Origin of the sequence: Krasilnikovia sp. MM14-A1004, from assembly GCF_047159485.1 — a bacterium.
Taxonomy (GTDB): Bacteria; Actinomycetota; Actinomycetes; order Mycobacteriales; family Micromonosporaceae; genus Actinoplanes.
The window spans coordinates 1,062,906-1,080,996 of the sequence record NZ_AP038773.1; the positions used below are offsets into that span (position 1 = coordinate 1,062,906).

At 72.9% G+C, this 18,091-nt stretch carries 15 protein-coding genes; 10 read left to right on the plus strand and 5 right to left on the minus strand.

Annotation, left to right across the window (positions count from 1 at the left end; all coding sequences use genetic code 11):
* Nucleotides 1–4: 4 nt before the first annotated feature.
* The 3 genes from ACMCNN_RS04995 to ACMCNN_RS05005 are packed head-to-tail and all read right to left on the minus strand — an operon-like array spanning nt 5 to nt 1,085.
* A complete protein-coding gene (locus ACMCNN_RS04995; RefSeq protein WP_412744994.1) occupies nt 5–346 on the minus strand; it encodes a PLDc N-terminal domain-containing protein in 342 nt (113 codons plus the stop codon).
* Nucleotides 347–384: 38 nt separating this feature from the next.
* Nucleotides 385–702, minus strand: a complete 318-nt coding sequence (locus ACMCNN_RS05000) for a DUF202 domain-containing protein (RefSeq protein WP_412744995.1) — start codon at nt 700–702, stop codon at nt 385–387.
* Nucleotides 699–1,085, minus strand: coding sequence for a YidH family protein (locus tag ACMCNN_RS05005; RefSeq protein ID WP_412744996.1), 387 nt, complete (start codon nt 1,083–1,085; stop codon nt 699–701). Before ACMCNN_RS05005 ends, ACMCNN_RS05000 begins: the two co-directional genes overlap by 4 nt.
* A 214-nt stretch (nt 1,086–1,299) precedes the next feature.
* Between ACMCNN_RS05005 and ACMCNN_RS05010 the strand changes: the two genes are divergently transcribed.
* From ACMCNN_RS05010 to gatA, 9 genes are all read left to right on the plus strand, one after another.
* Nucleotides 1,300–2,079 carry an electron transfer flavoprotein subunit beta/FixA family protein gene (locus tag ACMCNN_RS05010; protein ID WP_412744997.1) on the plus strand — a complete coding sequence of 260 codons (780 nt, stop codon included), beginning with the start codon at nt 1,300–1,302 and terminating at the stop codon, nt 2,077–2,079.
* Between the two features lie 13 nt (nt 2,080–2,092).
* Nucleotides 2,093–3,052: an electron transfer flavoprotein subunit alpha/FixB family protein gene (locus ACMCNN_RS05015; RefSeq protein WP_412744998.1), complete on the plus strand. Its 960-nt coding sequence runs from the start codon at nt 2,093–2,095 to the stop codon at nt 3,050–3,052.
* A 104-nt stretch (nt 3,053–3,156) separates the two neighbouring features.
* Nucleotides 3,157–4,332 (plus strand): cysteine desulfurase family protein, encoded by a 1,176-nt coding sequence (locus ACMCNN_RS05020; protein ID WP_412744999.1) that lies wholly within the window; start codon nt 3,157–3,159, stop codon nt 4,330–4,332.
* Nucleotides 4,333–4,422: 90 nt separating this feature from the next.
* Nucleotides 4,423–5,565 (plus strand): tRNA 2-thiouridine(34) synthase MnmA, encoded by a 1,143-nt coding sequence (gene mnmA, locus ACMCNN_RS05025; protein WP_412745000.1) that lies wholly within the window; start codon nt 4,423–4,425, stop codon nt 5,563–5,565.
* Entirely contained in the window at nt 5,558–6,556 is a 999-nt protein-coding gene (locus ACMCNN_RS05030) for a methionine synthase (protein WP_412745001.1), read from the plus strand. The genes mnmA and ACMCNN_RS05030 overlap by 8 nt, the downstream gene beginning before the upstream one ends.
* A 41-nt stretch (nt 6,557–6,597) precedes the next feature.
* The gene (gene ligA, locus ACMCNN_RS05035; RefSeq protein WP_412745002.1) at nt 6,598–8,910 is read left to right on the plus strand and encodes an NAD-dependent DNA ligase LigA; all 2,313 of its coding nucleotides are present in this window, start codon (nt 6,598–6,600) and stop codon (nt 8,908–8,910) included.
* A gap of 143 nt (nt 8,911–9,053) precedes the next feature.
* The gene (locus ACMCNN_RS05040) at nt 9,054–11,366 is read left to right on the plus strand and encodes a putative bifunctional diguanylate cyclase/phosphodiesterase (protein ID WP_412745003.1); all 2,313 of its coding nucleotides are present in this window, start codon (nt 9,054–9,056) and stop codon (nt 11,364–11,366) included.
* Between the two features lie 186 nt (nt 11,367–11,552).
* Nucleotides 11,553–11,852 (plus strand): Asp-tRNA(Asn)/Glu-tRNA(Gln) amidotransferase subunit GatC, encoded by a 300-nt coding sequence (gene gatC, locus ACMCNN_RS05045; protein ID WP_412745004.1) that lies wholly within the window; start codon nt 11,553–11,555, stop codon nt 11,850–11,852.
* Between the two features lie 22 nt (nt 11,853–11,874).
* Nucleotides 11,875–13,332 carry an Asp-tRNA(Asn)/Glu-tRNA(Gln) amidotransferase subunit GatA gene (gene gatA / locus ACMCNN_RS05050; RefSeq protein WP_412747061.1) on the plus strand — a complete coding sequence of 486 codons (1,458 nt, stop codon included), beginning with the start codon at nt 11,875–11,877 and terminating at the stop codon, nt 13,330–13,332.
* Between the two features lie 33 nt (nt 13,333–13,365).
* Here gatA and ACMCNN_RS05055 read toward each other — a convergent pair whose 3' ends face one another.
* Nucleotides 13,366–14,805 carry a M1 family metallopeptidase gene (locus ACMCNN_RS05055; protein WP_412745005.1) on the minus strand — a complete coding sequence of 480 codons (1,440 nt, stop codon included), beginning with the start codon at nt 14,803–14,805 and terminating at the stop codon, nt 13,366–13,368.
* Nucleotides 14,806–14,932: 127 nt separating this feature from the next.
* Here ACMCNN_RS05055 and gatB point away from each other — a divergent pair, with 127 nt between their 5' ends.
* Nucleotides 14,933–16,435, plus strand: coding sequence for an Asp-tRNA(Asn)/Glu-tRNA(Gln) amidotransferase subunit GatB (gene gatB / locus ACMCNN_RS05060; RefSeq protein WP_412745006.1), 1,503 nt, complete (start codon nt 14,933–14,935; stop codon nt 16,433–16,435).
* Nucleotides 16,436–16,456: 21 nt separating this feature from the next.
* Here gatB and ACMCNN_RS05065 read toward each other — a convergent pair whose 3' ends face one another.
* Complete coding sequence (locus ACMCNN_RS05065) at nt 16,457–18,067, minus strand: metallophosphoesterase family protein (protein WP_412745007.1); 1,611 nt, start codon at nt 18,065–18,067, stop codon at nt 16,457–16,459.
* Nucleotides 18,068–18,091 lie beyond the last annotated feature (24 nt).

Genomic DNA, 18,091 nt, shown 5'->3' on the forward strand with positions numbered 1-18,091 from the left:
GCGGCTACTCGTCGTCGGGTTTCTGCAGCTCGCGTTCCCACTGGGCGAGCAGTTCGCGGTCGCGGCGGGCCTGTTCGGTGTTCATCGAGCGCAGGAAGTCGGGGTCGTCGTCCGGGGAGGCGGGCCGCGCGGTGCTCCGGCGGACCGGGCGGCCCTCCGCCGGGGCGGGCAGCGGTCGCCCCCAGAAGAAGTACGCGATCGCTCCGAGCAGCGGTATCAGCAGGATGACCAGGACCCAGAGGGCGCGCGGCAGGTTGCGGACCCGGTCGGCGGACAGGGCGCCGATCAGGGCGAGGACCAGCAGTACGAGCTGCACCGCGGTCAGGAAGATGAACGACCGGACCATGAGGCAATGATGACGCGGCCCGACCCGTACGTCATCGATCAGGCCAGGACGACCACGGCACCGAAGGCCGCGAAGCTCGCGCACAGCAGCGCGTACGCGACGACCGTGCGGCTGCCGGGGCGGGGTGGTCGCGCGATCAGTCCGTGGACCCGGCGGTAGCCGAGCGCGACCAGAGTGGCCCAGACGCCCATCGCGGCGGCGACGGCCAGCACCGTGGCGGCGCCCGGTCCGGGTGCGAAGACGGTACGCAGGATCAGCAGGGCGACGGCCGTGGCGGACAGGCCGGTGCGCCGCCACGCCAGCCGGGTGCGTTCGGCCGAGGCGCCGTGGTCGTCGCCCGAGTCCGGAGCGCTCATCGCAGGGCCCGCATGAGGACGGCGACCATCAGGAGCAGCGCCCCGGCGGCGACCACGATGGCCAGCACCGCGGGGAACCGGGACCGGGGCAGGTCCGTGCCGAGCCGCATGGCCCGCTCCGTACGGGCCCAGTGGTCGACAGCCCGCAGCGCGACGAGTGCGCCGAGCACGAGCAGCGACACCGCGATGATCTCGCGCAGGTGGGCGATCGGCAGCGGCGGCAGGAACTGGGCGCACGCCAGCCCACCTGCGATCAGGGCCAGGCCGGTGCGGATCCACGCCAGGAACGTGCGTTCGTTGGCCAGGGAAAAGCGGTAGTCCGGCGTCTTGCCGACCCGCGTGGTCCGCCCCGGGTCGAACCACTGCTTCAGGTCGTCGAGCACGCAAAGATTATCGACCGTTCAGTTTCGGGGCCGCCCGCGGACCGCGCCATTCGGCCGTGGGGGAGGATGGGTCGGCAGATGCAGGGGAAAAGGTGATCCAAGCTCGTGAGGTGAGTCACTCTCGGTGGCGGAGACCAGTTAGCTACTGGCGGGTAACCTTTCCGGGGTGACACGTGGCCGTGGGCGTTCGTAAACAGGAGGTCGTCGAAGCGCGATGAACATCGTCGTACTGGTCAAGCAGGTACCCGACTCCGGTGCCGAGCGCACCCTGAGCCCGGGCGACAACACCGTCGAGCGAGCCTCGGCTAGCAACGTCATCAACGAGATGGACGAGTACGCCATCGAAGAGGCGCTCAAGCTCAAAGAGGCGCACGGCGGCGAGGTGACCGTCCTGACGATGGGTCCCGCCGGTGCCACCGAGTCCATCCGCAAGGCCCTGTCCATGGGTCCGGACAAGGCCGTTCACGTGCAGGACGACGCGCTGCACGGCTCCTGCGCGGTCGCCACCAGCAAGGTGCTGGCCGCCGCCCTCGGCACCCTCAACGCCGACCTGGTGCTCTGCGGCGCCGAGTCGACGGACGGCCGGGTCCAGGTCCTGCCGCACATGCTGGCCGAGCGCCTCGGCATCGCCGCCCTGACCGGCGCCCGCAAGCTCACCGTGGACGGCGCCAACCTCACCATCGAGCGGCAGACCGACGAGGGCTACGAGGTCGTCACCGCGGCCACCCCCGCCGTGGTCAGCGTGTGGGACACCATCAACGAGCCGCGCTACCCGTCCTTCAAGGGCATCATGGCCGCGAAGAAGAAGCCGGTGCAGGGCCTGGCCCTCGCCGACCTGGGCGTCAGCGCCGGCGAGGTCGGCACGGCCGGGGCGACCAGCGCCGTGGTCGAGTTCGCGAAGCGCCCGGCCCGGTCCGCCGGCACCAAGATCACCGACGAGGGTACGGGCGGCACGCAGTTCGTCGAGTTCCTCGCCACCGAGAAGTTCGTCTGAGGAGGGGCCCGCAATGGCTGAAGTACTGGTCGTCGTCGAAGCCTCCCTGGCAGCCGGCGTCAAGAAGGTCACGCTCGAGATGCTCACCATCGCCCGCGGTCTGGGCGAGGTCTCCGCGGTCGTGCTCGGCGGTGCCGGTGCGGCCGCCCAGTTCGCCGACAAGCTGGGTGAGTTCGGCGCCGCGAAGATCTACGCGGCCGAGGGCGAGGAGATCGACGGTTACCTCGTGGCTCCCAAGGCCACTGTCGTCGCCGAGCTGGTGAAGCGGGTCCAGCCCGCCGCCGTCCTGCTGGCCTCCACCCAGGAGGGCAAGGAGATCGCCGGTCGCCTCGCGGTCAAGCTCGACAACGGGCTGCTCACCGACGCGGTCGAGGTCGCGGCCGACGGCACCGCCACCCAGGTCGTCTTCGCCGGCTCCACGATCGTCAAGTCCAAGGTCACCAAGGGCCTGCCGATCGTCACGATCCGGCCGAACTCGGTGACCCCGGAGGCCGCCCCCGCCACCCCGGCGGTCGAGCAGCTCACGGTCACCTCCACCGACGCGGACAAGCTGGCCAGGGTCGTCGAGCGGGTCGCCGAGCAGAAGGGCTCGCGCCCCGAGCTGACAGAGGCGTCCATCGTCGTCTCCGGCGGCCGCGGCGTCGGCAACGCGGAGAACTTCTCGCTGGTAGAGGAGCTGGCCGACCTGCTCGGCGGCGCGGTCGGCGCGTCCCGGGCCGCTGTCGACTCCGGCTACTACCCGCACCAGTTCCAGGTCGGGCAGACCGGCAAGACCGTCTCCCCGCAGCTGTACATCGCGCTGGGCATCTCCGGTGCCATCCAGCACCGGGCGGGCATGCAGACCAGTAAGACGATCGTGGCGATCAACAAGGACCCCGAGGCCCCGATCTTCGAGCTGGCCGACTTCGGCGTGGTGGGCGACCTGTTCAAGGTCGTACCGCAGGCCGCCGAGGAGATCCGCAAGCGCAAGTAACACCGGCACGGCCACGACCCGGCCCCGGCGGAGCTACCTCCGCCGGGGCCGGGCGCGTATGCGGCCCGGGTGGCATCGACGGCGGGGGCATAAGCTTTCCGGTGATGGCCTACCTGGATCACGCGGCGACCACGCCGATGCTTCCCGAGGCGCTCGACGCGTACGTCGCGGCGGCCGGGATGATCGGCAACCCGTCGTCCCTGCACGCCGCCGGGCGCACCGCGCGCCGGATGGTCGAAGAGTCGCGCGAGCGCATCGCCGCGGTGCTCGGCGCCCGGCCCTCCGAGGTGATCTTCACCAGCGGCGGCACCGAAAGCGACAACCTCGCCACCAAAGGGATCTACTGGGCGCGGCGGGCCGCCGGACCCGGTCGGACCCGGGTCGCCGCATCGGCGGTCGAGCACCACGCCGTGCTCGACTCCGTCGAATGGCTCGGCGCCCACGAGGACGCCGACGTCGACTGGCTGCCCGTCGAGCCCTCCGGCCGGGTAGCGTCCGCCGCCCTCGCCGAGCTGCTCGACGAGCGCGGGGACGACGTCGCGGTGGTCAGCGTCCAGTGGGCGAACAACGAGGTCGGCACGGTCCAGCCCATCCACGAGCTGGCCGCGCTCGCCGCGGAGTCCGGCGTACCCCTGCACACCGACGCCGTCCAGGCGGTCGGGCAGGTCCCTGTCGACTTCGCCGCCAGCGGGGTATCCGCGCTCACCGTCACCGGCCACAAGCTGGGCGGCCCGGTCGGGGTCGGCGCGCTGCTGCTGGGCCGCGACGTCGGCTGCACCCCGCTGCTGCACGGCGGCGGGCAGGAGCGCGACGTGCGCTCCGGGACCCTGGACACCCCCGGCGTGGTGGCGTTCGCGGTGGCGGTCGAGGCCGCTGTCAAACGCCAGCCCGAGTACGCCGCCCGCGTCGCGGCGCTGCGCGACGACCTGGTCGACCGGGTACGCGCCGCGGTGCCGGACGCGGTGTACAACGGCGCCGCCGACGACCGGCTGCCCGGCAACGCCCACTTCTCGTTCCCCGGCTGCGAGGGCGACGCCCTGCTGCTGCTGCTCGACGCGCAGGGCATCGCCTGCTCCACCGGCTCGGCCTGCTCGGCCGGGGTCGCGCAGCCGTCGCACGTGCTGCTGGCCATGGGCGCCGACGACGACCGGGCCCGGTCGTCGCTGCGCTTCACGCTCGGCCACACCAGCACCGCCGACGACGTGGACGTCCTGCTGTCCGCCCTGCCCGGCGCGGTGGAGCGCGCGCGCCGCGCCACCGCCTGGAAAACTCCCCGCTGAGGCCCCCTGGCCGCCGGCTCCCGGTGGACCCCTCCGAACGCTGCGGTCGCCGGTGTGGGTGCCGGTCCCGGGGGCGGATAGGCTGGAGGAATGCGTGTACTAGCGGCGATGTCCGGCGGGGTGGACTCCGCCGTGGCCGCCGCGCGCGCCAAGGACGCCGGGCATGACGTCACCGGGGTGCACCTGGCGCTGGCGCGCAACCCGCAGACCTATCGGACCGGGGCGCGCGGCTGCTGCACGCTGGAGGACTCGCGGGACGCCCGCCGGGCCGCCGACGTGATCGGCATCCCGTTCTACGTGTGGGACATGGCCGAGCAGTTCCACGCCGACGTGGTCGACGACTTCGTCGCCGAGTACGCGGCCGGCCGTACCCCGAATCCGTGCCTCCGGTGCAACGAGAAGATCAAGTTTGCGGCGGTGCTGGACCGGGCGGTCGCCCTGGGTTTCGACGCCGTGGTCACGGGACATCACGCCCGGCTCGGCGCGGACGGCCTGCTGCGCCGCAGCGTCGACATCGCCAAGGACCAGTCGTACGTGCTGGCCGTGCTGACCCGCGCCCAGCTGGACCGCGCCGTCTTCCCGCTGGGTGACTCCACCAAGGCGCAGGTCCGCGCGGAGGCGGCCGAGCGCGGCCTGGCCGTGGCCGACAAGCCCGACTCGCACGACATCTGCTTCATCGCCGACGGCGACACCCGCGGCTTCCTGGCGCGCCAGCTCGGAGAGGAGCCCGGCGACATCGTCGACGCGCACTCCGGCGCGGTCCTCGGCCAGCACCGTGGCGCCTATGCCTACACGGTCGGCCAGCGCAAGGGCCTGGACCTGCGGGTGCCCGCCCCCGACGGCCGGCCCCGTTACGTCCTGTCGATCACTCCCAAGACCAATACGGTGACCGTGGGCCCCCGCGAGGACCTGGCGGTGGACACCGTCACCGCCACCCGAACGATCTGGCACGGCGCGACCACCCCGGTGGCCTGCGACGTGCAGCTGCGCGCACACGGGGAGGTCGTCGCGGCCGACGTGACCGTGGCCGGGGGCGAGCTGACCGCCCGGCTGCGCGAGCCCGCGCGCGGGGTCGCGGCGGGGCAGGCGATCGTCGCGTACCAGCGCGATCCGGCGGGTGACATCGTGCTCGGTTCGGCGACGATCACGGCGGGCCTGTCGCCCGACGCGGACGCCCCGGCGACGAGGTCGTCTCGTGAGGCGGACGTTCCGGGGGCCGCGGCCGGTGCCTGATTTTCCCTGGCCGGCCGGGGCCGCCACCGGGCTCGGCTCGCTGCCCGGCACCGACATCGCCGAGGCGCAGCGCCTGATCTTCGGTGAGCTGCCGGACCTGCCGCACCTCGCCGAGCTGCCCGAACGGGGCCCCGGCGCGGACATCATCGGGCGCGGCGCCGGGCTGCTCGTCGACCTGCCGGTGCAGCTCTACGCCGGACGCTGGCAGATCGCCCGCCGGCCCGGCCACGACCTGCGCCGCGCGGCCGACCTGTGGGAACGCGACCTCGATCAGCTCACCGAGCAGGGCGACGGGTACGCCGGGACCCTGAAGCTGCAGGCCACCGGGCCGTGGACGCTGGCCGCGAGCCTCGACCTGCCGATCGGCGGGCGGCTGCTGCGCGATCCCGGTGCCGTGCGTGACCTCACCGGGTCGCTGGCCGAGGGGCTGCGGCGCCACGTCGCCGAGGTCCGCAAGCGGCTGCCGCACGCGGCCGTACTGCTGCAGGTCGACGAGCCGGGTTTGCCCGCGGTCGTGGCCGGGCGGGTGCCGACCGAGAGCGGGCTGAGCGCGTACCGCGCGGTGGAGCGGCCCGACGCGGCGAGTGCCCTGCGGACCGTGGTGGAGGCGGCCGGGGCGCCGGTGGTCGTGCACTGCTGTGCGCCGGACGTACCCCTGGATGTGGTGCGGGACGCCCGCGCCGCCGGTGTCGCCCTCGACCTGTCGCTGCTGTCCGGTCTCGACCCGCTCGGTGAGGCGCTGGACGCCGGTCTGGGCCTGTTCGCGGGCGCGGCCGCCACCCGGCCGCCGTCGTCCGGGCGGGCGCCCACCTCGGCCGGGGTCGCGGACCGGATCCGTACGTTGTGGACGCGCCTCGGTTTCCCGGTGGAGCGGCTGGCCGCGCAGGTCGTGGTCACCCCCGCCTGCGGTCTGGCCGGGGCGACGGACTCGTATGTCCGGGCCGTGCTCGCCGCCTGCCGTGACGCGGGCCGCCGCCTGGCCGAGGTCTGACGCTCCGCAGATCCGGCTCCGGCAGCCGCAAACTGTCGTACGTGCCGACTAACGTGCTGGTGGAAGCACGGATGACGGAGGGTTCCCCGGTGGCCAAGAGTTCGGTGTCCAAAGGCTCGGCGTCCCAGGACGCGACGGGCGCGGTGTCGCACGGCCGGCAGTCCGGCGACGCGGCGACGCGGGAGTCGTCCGCCGGCGTCGCGGTCGCCGCGGAGATCGCCGAGGGGCATCCCACCGCCGCGCAGGTGGCCGCGGCCGGTGCCGAGCCGACCGCCGAGGCCAGCGCCCGGCATGCCGAGCTGAGCGACGAGGTCAGCGGCCACCAGTACCGCTACTACGTGCTCGACTCGCCGACGGTCTCCGACGCGGAGTTCGACCGGCTGCTGCGGGAGCTGGAGGAGCTGGAGGAGCGGTATCCGGCGCTGCGCACCCCGGACTCCCCGACGCAGAACGTCGGCGGGACGTTCTCCACCCAGTTCACTCCGGTCGAGCACGCCGAGCGGATGATGTCGCTGGACAACGTCTTCGACGCCGACGAGCTGGCCGCCTGGGCCGAGCGCACGGTGCGCGACGCGGGCGGCCCTGTCGACTTCATCTGCGAGCTGAAGGTGGACGGCCTGGCCATCAACCTGACGTACGAGAAGGGGCGGCTGGTGCGCGGGGCGACCCGCGGCGACGGGCGCACCGGCGAGGACGTGACGTCGAACGTCCGCACCATCCGCGAGATCCCGGAGCGGCTGGCCGGGGAGGATCCGCCGGAGCTGCTGGAGGTGCGCGGCGAGATCTACTTCCCGGCGTCGGCGTTCGCGGATCTCAACGCGTCGCTGGTCGAGCAGGGCAAGGCACCGTTCGCCAATCCGCGCAACGCAGCGGCCGGCAGCCTGCGCCAGAAGGATCCCCGGATCACGGCGTCACGCGGGCTGCGCATGGTGGTGCACGGCATCGGTGCCCGGGTGGGCTTCCAGCCCACGTCGCAGTCCCACGCGTACGAGCAGCTCAAGGCGTGGGGTCTGCCGACCAGTGACCGGTGGCGCCGGGTCGGCGACATGACCGGGGTGCGGGAGTTCATCGACTACTACGCCGAGCACCGGCACGACGTCGAGCACGAGATCGACGGCGTGGTGGTCAAGGTGGACTCGGTGGCGATCCAGGGCCGGCTGGGCTCGACCAGCCGCGCGCCCCGGTGGGCGATCGCGTTCAAGTACCCGCCGGAGGAGGTGACCACCAAGCTGCTCGACATCGACGTCAACGTCGGGCGTACCGGGCGGGTGACCCCGTTCGCGGTGCTGGAGCCGGTGCGGGTCGCGGGCTCCACGGTCGCCCTGGCCACCCTGCACAACGCCCGCGAGGTCGAGCGCAAGGGTGTGTGGATCGGCGACACGGTCGTGCTGCGCAAGGCGGGGGACGTCATCCCCGAGGTGCTCGGCCCGGTCATGGATCTGCGCCCCGCGGACGCGCGCCGGTTCGTGATGCCGACCGAGTGCCCGGCGTGCGGCACCGGGCTCGCCCCCGCCAAGGAGAGCGACGTCGACATCCGCTGCCCGAACACCCGGTCCTGCCCCGCGCAGTTGCGGGAGCGGGTGTTCCACCTCGCCGGCCGGGGCGCCTTCGACATCGAGGTGCTGGGCTACAAGGCGGGCCAGGCGCTGCTGGACTCCGCCATCATCACCGACGAGGGCGACCTGTTCGCGATCACCGCCGAGCAGCTGGCGACGGCGCCCTTCTTCGTCAACAAGGACGGCAGCCTCGGCACCAACGCCGTGAAGCTGCTGGACAACCTGGCCGAGGCCCGGCAGCGTCCGCTGTGGCGGGTGCTGGTGGCGCTGTCGATCCGGCACGTCGGCCCGACCGCGGCCCAGGCTCTGGCCCGGCACTTCGGCTCGATGGAGGCGATCGAGGCGGCGGTGCGCGAGGAGCGGGTAGAGGAACTGTCCTCGGTGGACGGCGTGGGCCCGACGATCGCCGAGAGCCTGCGCGAGTGGTTCGCGGTGGACTGGCACGCCGACATCGTGCGCAAGTGGCGCGAGGCCGGGGTGCGGATGGCCGACGAGCGCGGCGACGAGGGCCCGCGCCCGCTGGAGGGCCTGACCGTGGTCGTCACGGGCACGTTGGCCAACCACTCGCGCGACCAGGCCACCGAGGCGGTCACGTCGCGGGGCGGCAAGGTCAGCGGCTCGGTGTCGAAGAAGACCGCCTTCGTGGTGGTCGGCGACAACCCCGGCAGCAAGTACGACAAGGCACTGACGCTGAAGGTGCCGGTGCTGGACGAGGACGGCTTCGCGGTGCTGCTGGCCGACGGCCCGGACGCGGCGCGCCAGGTCGCCGAGCTGGCCCCTCCGAGTGACAAGGAGTGAGGACCCTATCGGGTGAAAAAGTGGGTCTTCGGCGGTAGCCCACGCATGTGAGTTTGGTAGCGACGAGCCTGTTTCGCGTCGTTTTGTCCATGCGGATCTATGGTGAGGGGGATCGGTCGGTCCGCCACCATCGGGGAGGTCGCATGGGTGCCGCACAACCGCGCCGCGCGCCGGGCAGCCCGCTCCCCGAGGCGAACCCCGGCCGGTCCGGTCCGGGCGCCGCAGGTCCCGAGCCGTACGGGCCGCGGGTGCCCGGCTCCCTGCGGTGGCCCGCCGTGCCCCAGTGGCGCGGCATCCTCGTCACGGCCGCCGGCACCGTCGTGGTCGACGGTGCACTGTGGATGGTCGCGGAGGACACCTTCGCGGCGCTGCCGCCCGCGTACTGGGCGATGGCCGTGCTCGCGGTCGCCGTCGACGCCCGGCCGTACGTGCTGGCCAACCGGCGCGCCAGCTCCGTCGTACTGCCCTCCATCTGTTTCACCTTCGCGATCGCCCTCGCCTGGGGTTTCCTGCCCGCCGTCGCGGCGCAACTGGTGGCCGTCACCGTCGCCGGGGTACGGATGCGCCGACCGGTCCGGCGGGTCCCGCACCTGGCCGTGCAGCACGCCGGGGCACTGGCCGGGGCGTCGCTGGTCGCCGCCGCGACGGGGTTGCGCCTCGACCCGGCGCCGCACTGGGACGACGCGGTGCTGACCGTCGCCGCGGCCGCCGCCTGGATCGGCGCCCGGTACGGCCTCGCCGCCCTGGCGGCCCAGTGGCGCTCCGAGGGGGGCCGGCCCCGGCACCACGAGCGCCGGGGGGTGGAACTGTTCGCCACCGCCGCGCTGCTGCTGCTCGGCCCGGTGGTGCTGGCCGCCGCGCAGGTCGGCCTGGTGCTCGTGCCGCTGGTCCTGCTCGCGCTGCATGCCGTACACCGGATGGTCCGCTCGGCCGGCGAGTACGAGCGTGCCGCCCGCATCGACGCCCTCACCGGCCTGCCCAACCGCCGCAGCCTGGCGGCCGCGGTCGCGGAAGGGAGCGGGGAGGGCGGCGTGCGGCGTCCGCAGCGGCAACTCGCGCTGCTGCTGCTCGACCTCGACCGGTTCCGCAATGTCAACGACGCGCTGGGGCACCCGCGGGGTGACCGGCTCCTCGTCGAGGTGGCGGACCGGCTCGCCGCCGCCGTGCCCACCCACGACCTGCTGGTCCGGCTGGGCGGCGACGAGTTCGCGGTGCTGGCCACGCGCGTCGACGGGCCCACGGCGGCGCGGGCCGTCGCCGGGCATCTCGCCGAGGTCCTGAACCGGCCGTTCCACCTGGACGGCCTGGCGGTCGACGTCAGCGCCACGATCGGGATCGCCCTGCGGGCGCCCGCGCCGGGCGGGGCCGCCGACCCCGGCGACGCCGCCACGCTGCTGCGCCAGGCCGAGGCGGCCATGTACGACGCCAAGCAGCGCGGCGACCAGATCGCGGTGTACGGCCCCGACGCGGCGCACCACTCGCCCGAGCGGCTGACCCTGCTGGCCGACCTGCGCTGTGCCCTGCGCGAGCACCCGAGCACATTCGACCCGCCGCCGGGCAGCCGCGCCGACCGCGTCGACCCATCGGGCGTCGACCCATCCGGCACCGACCCATCCGACATCGGGTCGGCCGGGGTCGGGTCGGCGGGGATGGGCTCGGCTCGGATGCGGTCGGCCGCGGGAGCAGCGGGGCCAGCGGGGCCAGCGGACGACGGCATCCAGCTCTTCTACCAGCCGCAGATCGCCATCGCGACCGGTGAGGTCGTCGGGGTCGAGGCGCTGCTGCGCTGGCAGCATCCCCGGCGCGGCCTGGTCGGCGCCGAGGAACTGATCCGGGTCGCCGAGCAGACCCCGGTGATGCGCCTGCTCACCGCGCGGGTGCTGCACGAGGTGGTCGCGCAGCTCGCGGCGTGGCAGGTGGCCGGCCGCCCGGTCCGGGCCGCGGTCAACGTCAGCGTGCGCGACCTGCACAGCGCGGAGATCGCCGAACGGGTCGACGGCCTGCTGCGCCGCTACGGCGTACCGGCGAGCCTGCTGCAGCTCGAAATCACCGAGAGCGCCCTGATGGCGGATCCGCACCGGGTGCTCACCACGATCACCCGGCTGGACCGGATGGGCGTGGCCATCTCCCTGGACGACTTCGGCACCGGGTACTCGTCGTTGCAGCATCTGCGCCGCCTGCCGCTGTCCGAGGTGAAGATCGACCGTTCCTTCGTCCTCGGGATGGTCGCCGACCGTGGCGACGCCGCGATCGTCCGTTCCGTGATCGACCTCGCGGAGGCGTTGCGCCTGCGGGTGGTGGCCGAGGGGGTCGAGGACGAGAGCACCTGGCGGATGCTGGCCCGGGTCGGCTGCCACGCCGCGCAGGGCTGGTTCCACGCCCGTCCGATGCCCGCCGACGACCTGCTGGGCTGGCTGGCCCGGTACCGCCCGCTGCGCCCGGTCCCGACCACATGAGCGAACCGGAGCCCACGACCGGCCCCGGCCGGGCGGCCGGGGCCCTCACGGCGACGACCGCCCAGGAATCGGGAGTCGCCGGACGGCCCGGCAGCCGGGCGAAATAGACTCGCTCGGGTCGGCGGCGACGCCGATGATCGCCGTATCGAGGCCGAGCGCCGTACCGGATGACCAGCAGGGGGCACGATGACCGCCATCTCCCGCGAAGAGGTAGCGCATCTCGCGCGCCTGTCGCGGCTCGCCGTGACCGAGCAGGAACTGGATCAGTTCGCGGGCCAGCTCGACGTGATCCTGCAGTCGGTCGCCCGGGTCGGTGAGGTGGCGGCCGAGGACATCCCGCCGACCTCGCACTCCGTACCGCTGACCAACGTGTACCGCGACGACGTCGAGCAGCCGTGCCTCACGCAGGCCGAGGCGCTCTCCGGGGCGCCGGACACCGCCGAGGGCCGCTTCCGCGTACCCCGGATCCTGGACGAGGAGGACTGAAGCCGTGAGTGACGTCACGCGGATGACCGCGACGGAGGTCGCGGCGCTGATCTCCGGCGGCGACGCCTCGGCGGTGGAGGTCGCGACCGCCCACCTGGACCGGATCGACGCGGTCGAGCCGCGGGTGCACGCCTTCCTGCACGTGGACCGCGAGGGCGCACTGGCCGCCGCGCGGGCCGTGGACGAGCAGCGGGCCGCCGGTGCGGAGCTGGGACCGCTGGCCGGGGTGCCGGTCGCGGTCAAGGACATCGTCGCGACCCGCGGCGTGCCCACCACCGCGGCCTCGAAGATCCTTGAGGGCTGGCGGCCGCCCTACGACGCGACCATCGTCGAGCGGCTGCGCGCGGCCGGCACAGTCATGCTCGGCAAGACCAACATGGACGAGTTCGCCATGGGCTCCTCCACCGAGTACTCGGCCTACGGCCCGACGAACAACCCGTGGGACCTGGGGCGCATCCCCGGCGGCTCCGGCGGCGGCAGCGCGGCGGCCCTGGCCGCCTACGAGGCACCCCTGGCCATCGGTACGGACACCGGCGGCTCGATCCGCCAGCCCGGCGCCGTCACCGGCACGGTCGGCGCCAAGCCCACCTACGGCGGCACGTCCCGGTACGGCCTGATCGCGTTCTCGTCCTCGCTGGACACCCCCGGCCCGTGCGCGCGCACCGTGGCGGACGCCGCACTGCTGCACTCCGTGATCGCCGGGCACGACCCGCGCGACTCCACCTCCATCCCGCAGCCCGTCCCGGACGTGGTGGCGGCCGCCCGGCAGGGCGCCACCGGCGACCTCACCGGCGTACGGCTGGGCCTGGTCACCGAGTTCTCCGGCGAGGGCGCCGAGCCCGGCGTGACGGCCGCGTTCCGCGAGGCGGTGGAGAAGCTGGTCAAGCTCGGCGCCGAGGTCGTCGAGGTGTCCTGCCCGCACTTCCAGTACGCGCTGCCCGCGTATTACCTGATCGCGCCCAGCGAGTGCTCGTCCAACCTGGCCCGCTTCGACGGCGTCCGGTACGGCCTGCGGGTCGGTGACGACGGCAACCGTTCGCTGGAGGAGGTCATGTCGCTGACCCGGGAGGCCGGGTTCGGCGCCGAGGTCAAGCGCCGCATCATCCTCGGCACGTACGCCCTGTCCAGCGGCTACTACGACGCGTACTACGGGCAGGCGCAGAAGGTCCGTACGCTGATCACCCGCGACTTCACGTCCGCGTTCGAGCGGGTCGACGCGCTGATCTCGCCGACCACGCCGTTCGTGGCGTTCCCGTTCGGGTCGCGGACCTCGGACCCGTACCAGATGTACCTGGCGGACCTGTTCACCATCCCCACCAACCTGTACGGCGGCCCGGCGATCTCGGTGCCGTGCGGGCTGTCCGAGGGGCTGCCTGTCGGTTTCCAGGTGATGGCGCCGACGATGGCCGACGACCGGATGTACCGGGTGGCCGCGGCGCTGGAGTCCGCGGTGGGCACGCTCACCCCGCCGGCGCTCTAGCAATTCGGCGGCCCGGGCTCGCCCGGGCCGCCGTCAGTGCGGGGTGGACGGTGAGTCCAGCCAGGCGTTGATCAGCGCGGTGAAGTCGCGGCCGGTCTGCCTGTTCACGAACGCGGTGAACGACGCCCGCGTCTGCTGAGTGTTCCGCTGCGTCTGGACCCACGCCGTCGCCAGGGCGAAGAACTTCGTGTCGCCGAGCGCGTCGTTCAGTTCCTTGAGCATCGCGGCGGGGCAGATGTAGACGTTGCTCTCGGCGAAGTTCGCCGCCTTCGGGTGCGCGGGCGGCCCCAGCTTCGCGCGCAGTTCGGCGTCTCGCGTGCGCAGGGACTGCTCCAGCTGCTCGTCGGAGAACTTCTCCACCGACTGTTCGTAGAGGAACTGGGCGTACATCGCCCAGCCCTCGTTGAGCCACAGGTCGTTCCAGGTGGTGGGGGTCACGGAGTCGCCGAACCATTGGTGCGCGTACTCGTGCAGCAGGTCCTCCTCGAAGCCCGCCGGGTCCGGCTTCGTGAGCTTGCCGCCCATGGTGATCATCTGCTGGGTCTCCATGCCGGAGGCCGAGTCGACCAGCACGATGCCGCCCGTCGGGAACGGGTACGGCCCGAAGCGCTTCTCCAGGAATGAGAGGAAGCGCGGCGACTTGCGCAGCGACGGCACCAGCTTCTCGTCGGTGCCGGGGCGATACCAGTACGTCAGGGGCACGCCGTGCGGCCCGGTCGCGGTGAGCTTGCGATACCGGCCCACGGCCAGCGTCTGCAGGTACGTCGCGACCGGGTCCGTGCTGCGGTACCGGAACGTGTTGCCGCGGCGCCCGGCCGGGGTGCCGGCGGCCACCGCCGACCAGCCCTTCGGCACGGTCACCGCGATGTCGTAGAGCGCCTCGTCGGACGGCTGGTCGTTGGCCGGATACCAGGTGTACGCGCCGTACGGTTCCTGCATCGTCCAGAGCGCGCCGTCCCTGGTGACGGTCAGCCCCAGCGGCTCGGTGTCGGTGCGGTGTGACGGCATCGGGGTGGTGCTGGGCGCACCGTGGTACGCCACCACCAGGGTGACCGGCTTGTCCTTGCGCACCGCGACCGGGACCACCAGCTTCTCCGCGGTCACCGCCGCGCCGGGGACGGCGACGCCGTCCACGCTCACCCGGTCCAGCCGGTACGGCTTGAAGTCCAGCTTGATCTGCGCGGCGTCCACCACGGGGCGGATGCGCAGCGTAGCGGTCCCGGTGAGTGTCCGGGTGGCCGGCTGCCAGGCCAGGTCGAGGCCGTAGTGCAGCACGTCGAGCGCGGAGGTGCCGAGCCGCGGGTAGAGCGGATCGGCCACCGGCGCGGACGTGCCCGCCCGCCACTGTGCGTAGTCGATCACCGGCGCGTTGGCCGGCGCCGCCGGTGGCGCGGGGGCGCTCTCCGCCTTGTCGGTGCAGCCGGCGACCAGTGCGGCGGCGACGAGTGTGGCGACCAGACTCCTGCGGTGCATGACCCGGAACCGTACCCAATCGACCGCAACCCCCGGGGATACGCCGGGTCAGCGGAAATTCGGTCGGTGGGGCCCACTAGGCTGGAGCCCGTCAGTCGCCGGGTCCAGGTCGCTGGGAGTTCACCGCATGACCACCATCGCGTTGCCCTCGTATTCCGACGCCGTCGGCCGGTACGAGCCGGTCATCGGCCTGGAGACCCACGTCGAGCTGGGCACCCGGACGAAGATGTTCTGCGGCTGCCCCACGGTCTTCGGCGCGGAGCCCAACACCCAGGTGTGCCCGGTCTGCCTGGCGCTGCCCGGGGCCCTGCCGGTCGCCAACCGGCTCGGCATCGAGGCCACGATCCGCATCGGTCTCGCGCTGAACTGCTCGATCGCCACCTGGTGCCGGATGGCCCGGAAGAACTACTTCTACCCCGACATGCCGAAGAACTTCCAGACCAGCCAGTACGACGAGCCCCTGTGCACCGACGGCTGGGTCGACGTGGAGATCGACGGCGAGACCGTGCGCATCGGCATCGAGCGGGTCCACCTGGAGGAGGACACCGGCAAGACGCTGCACGTCGGCGGCGCCACCGGGCGCATCCACGGGGCCACCGAGTCGCTGGTCGACTACAACCGGGCCGGCATCCCGCTGGTCGAGATCGTCACCAAGCCGGTGCCCGGCATCGGGGCCAGGGCCCCCGAGGTCGCCCGCGCGTACGTGGCGGAGCTGCGCGACATCATCCGCTCGCTCGGCGTCTCGGACGTGCGCATGGAGCAGGGTTCGCTGCGGTGCGACGTCAACACCTCGCTGAACCTGCCCGGCCAGCCGTGGGGCACCCGTACCGAGACGAAGAACGTGAACTCGCTGCGCTCGGTCGAGCGGGCCGTCCGGTCGGAGATCATCCGGCAGGCCGGGGTGCTCGACGCCGGCGGCACGATCACCCAGGAGACCCGGCACTTCCACGAGGACACCGGCGACACCACCTCGGGGCGCTCCAAGGAGACCGCCACGGACTACCGCTACTTCCCCGAGCCCGACCTGGTGCCGATCGCGCCCGACCCGGCCTGGGTGGCGCAGCTCAAGGCCGCCCTGCCGGAGAAGCCGAGCGTACGGCGGGCCCGCCTGCGCGAGGACTGGGGCCTCAGCGAGCTGGACATGCAGTCGGTGGTCAACGCGGGTGCGGTGGACCTGATCGCGGAGACCATCGCCGCCGGCGCCAGCCCGGCCGGTGCGCGCAAGTGGTGGATGGGCGAGCTGGCCCGGCGCGCGAACGAGACGGGCGTCGAGCTGTCCGCGGTGGGGGCCACCCCGGCGCAGGTCGCGCAGCTGCAGGCACTCGTGGACGAAGGCAAGATCAACGACAAGCTGGCGCGTACGGTGCTGGAGGGTGTCGTGGCGGGCGAGGGTGACCCCGCCGAGGTGATGGCCGCGCGCGGTCTCGAGGTGGTTTCCGACACGGGTGCGCTGACCGCTGCCGTGGACGAGGCCATCGCCGCGAACCCTGACGTCGCGGCGAAGATCCGTGACGGCAAGGTCGCGGCGGCCGGGGCGCTGGTCGGCGCGGTCATGAAGACGACGCGGGGCCAGGCCGACGCCAAGACCGTCCGCGAACTGATCCTCTCCCGCCTCGGCGTCGAGGGCTGAACGCTCGGCAGCGCGAGGCGCTCAGCGTGACGGGCTGACCGACGGCGTGGCTGCGCTGCGGTTCGGCGTGGTGGTGGTCGGCTCCGGGCCGCCGATGACGTTGCGCTGCACGGTGACGTTGGACTGGCCGGTGCCGCCGAGCTGGATGTCGTCGTATGCCTTCAGCTGGTGCTGCTCGTCGAAGTAGAGCACGGACAGCGTCAGCGGCGTCGGCTCCTCGTGCTCCAGCCCGCGCAGCCCGGCGCCCCCGGTCGAGCCCTGCACCATGAGCCGCGTCGTCATCCGCGGTGCCTGCGTCGTACTCGCCGCCGCGGCGGTCGGCTGCGTCGCACCCGCCGTCGCGGTCGGGGTGACCGTGGGGGACGGCGCCGGCAACATGCTCACCTCGCGCTGGTGCTTGTGCCCGGACAGCACGAGCGGGACGACACCGGACAGCGGCCCCGCCATCGCCGGGTCGTGCACAAGCGCGACGTTCACCGGCGGGTTGGCGCTGCGGATCGTGGTGGCCAGCCGTTCACCGCTGGTCTGCAGCGGCGAGACGCCGGAGCCGTCGACGGCGGGCGGGGTCTCGGACTTGTCCGGGGTGAACTGGGGGTCGCCGATGCCCGCGATGGTCAGGCCGTCGATCGTGATCACCGAGTTGTCGAGCACCTTTGCGTTGCGCTGCCGGGCCACCGCCGCCTGGATCGCTGTCGAGTCGTGGTTGCCCCGCACATAGATGTACGGCACACCCACCTGCCCGATCGCGGACACGTACGAGGTCTCCGGGCTGCTGCCCCAGTCGACGATGTCGCCGGTGTCGATCACCGCGTCGATGTTCCACTGCTTGACCACGGTGCGGATCAGGCCCCACGACGACGGGTTCAGGTGCAGGTCGGAGACGTGCAGGATGCGCGTGGTGTCCGCCTGCGGGGCGTACACCGGCAGGCTGGACACCGTGGTGTAGATCCGGCTGACGTTGCTGACCAGCTGCTGGAGCTGGTCGGCGTAGCGCCCGTAGTTGTCCGCGATCCGGCGCGCGTCACCCACCACCGCCGGGGCGTTGACCAGCAGGCCCTCGTACCGGGGTTCGGCGATCGAGTCACGGCGGACCGTGCCGACCGCCAGGCCGAGGCTGCCACCGGTCACCGCCAGCGCGGTCACGCCCGCCCAGGCGACCCGCCGGAAGTCACGGAAGATCAGCGCGGCCAGCAGCATCGCCCCGGCCAGGGCCGCGCCCAGCGCCCGCAGGCCCAGGCGCAGCACACCCGCGGTCACCTCGTCGACCGCGCGCTTGCCGGTGACGGTGATGGCGGTGGGGTCGTTGACGAGGGCCTCGGTCCGGTTCTGATCCAGCGACCCGAGGTTGACCTTGAGGTGAATGGGGCCGTCGTGACTGTCGAGGTGCAGCGAGCCGAGGGGCGGGATGTCGACCTCGGTGCCCCCCTTGAACGACGGCGTGATCGACATTTCGGCCCGGAACGGCCCCACGTCGATGTGCGTCTGCGCCAGCAGCATCGTGCCCAGGACGGTGCCGGTCAGGGCGACGAGCACCACCGCGGCGCTGATCAGGACACGCCGGCCCCACACGGTGCCCAGGACGCGCGCGATCGCGGCCCGGACGACTCGCGGAAGGTCTCGGAGGGAAGTCATCTAACGGCTCACCGTGCCCCGGGG

Bases quoted from the DNA above. Each gene is read 5' to 3' on its own strand.
- ACMCNN_RS05065 (WP_412745007.1), bottom strand. From the start codon at position 18,067: ATGACTTCCCTCCGAGACCTTCCGCGAGTCGTCCGGGCCGCGATCGCG.
- ACMCNN_RS05020 (WP_412744999.1), top strand. From the start codon at position 3,157: ATGGCCTACCTGGATCACGCGGCGACCACGCCGATGCTTCCCGAGGCG.
- gatA (WP_412747061.1), top strand. From the start codon at position 11,875: ATGACCGCGACGGAGGTCGCGGCGCTGATCTCCGGCGGCGACGCCTCG.
- mnmA (WP_412745000.1), top strand. From the start codon at position 4,423: ATGCGTGTACTAGCGGCGATGTCCGGCGGGGTGGACTCCGCCGTGGCC.
- ACMCNN_RS04995 (WP_412744994.1), bottom strand. From the start codon at position 346: ATGGTCCGGTCGTTCATCTTCCTGACCGCGGTGCAGCTCGTACTGCTG.
- gatB (WP_412745006.1), top strand. From the start codon at position 14,933: ATGACCACCATCGCGTTGCCCTCGTATTCCGACGCCGTCGGCCGGTAC.
- ACMCNN_RS05010 (WP_412744997.1), top strand. From the start codon at position 1,300: ATGAACATCGTCGTACTGGTCAAGCAGGTACCCGACTCCGGTGCCGAG.
- ACMCNN_RS05015 (WP_412744998.1), top strand. From the start codon at position 2,093: ATGGCTGAAGTACTGGTCGTCGTCGAAGCCTCCCTGGCAGCCGGCGTC.
- ACMCNN_RS05055 (WP_412745005.1), bottom strand. From the start codon at position 14,805: ATGCACCGCAGGAGTCTGGTCGCCACACTCGTCGCCGCCGCACTGGTC.
- gatC (WP_412745004.1), top strand. From the start codon at position 11,553: ATGACCGCCATCTCCCGCGAAGAGGTAGCGCATCTCGCGCGCCTGTCG.
- ACMCNN_RS05040 (WP_412745003.1), top strand. From the start codon at position 9,054: ATGGGTGCCGCACAACCGCGCCGCGCGCCGGGCAGCCCGCTCCCCGAG.
- ACMCNN_RS05000 (WP_412744995.1), bottom strand. From the start codon at position 702: ATGAGCGCTCCGGACTCGGGCGACGACCACGGCGCCTCGGCCGAACGC.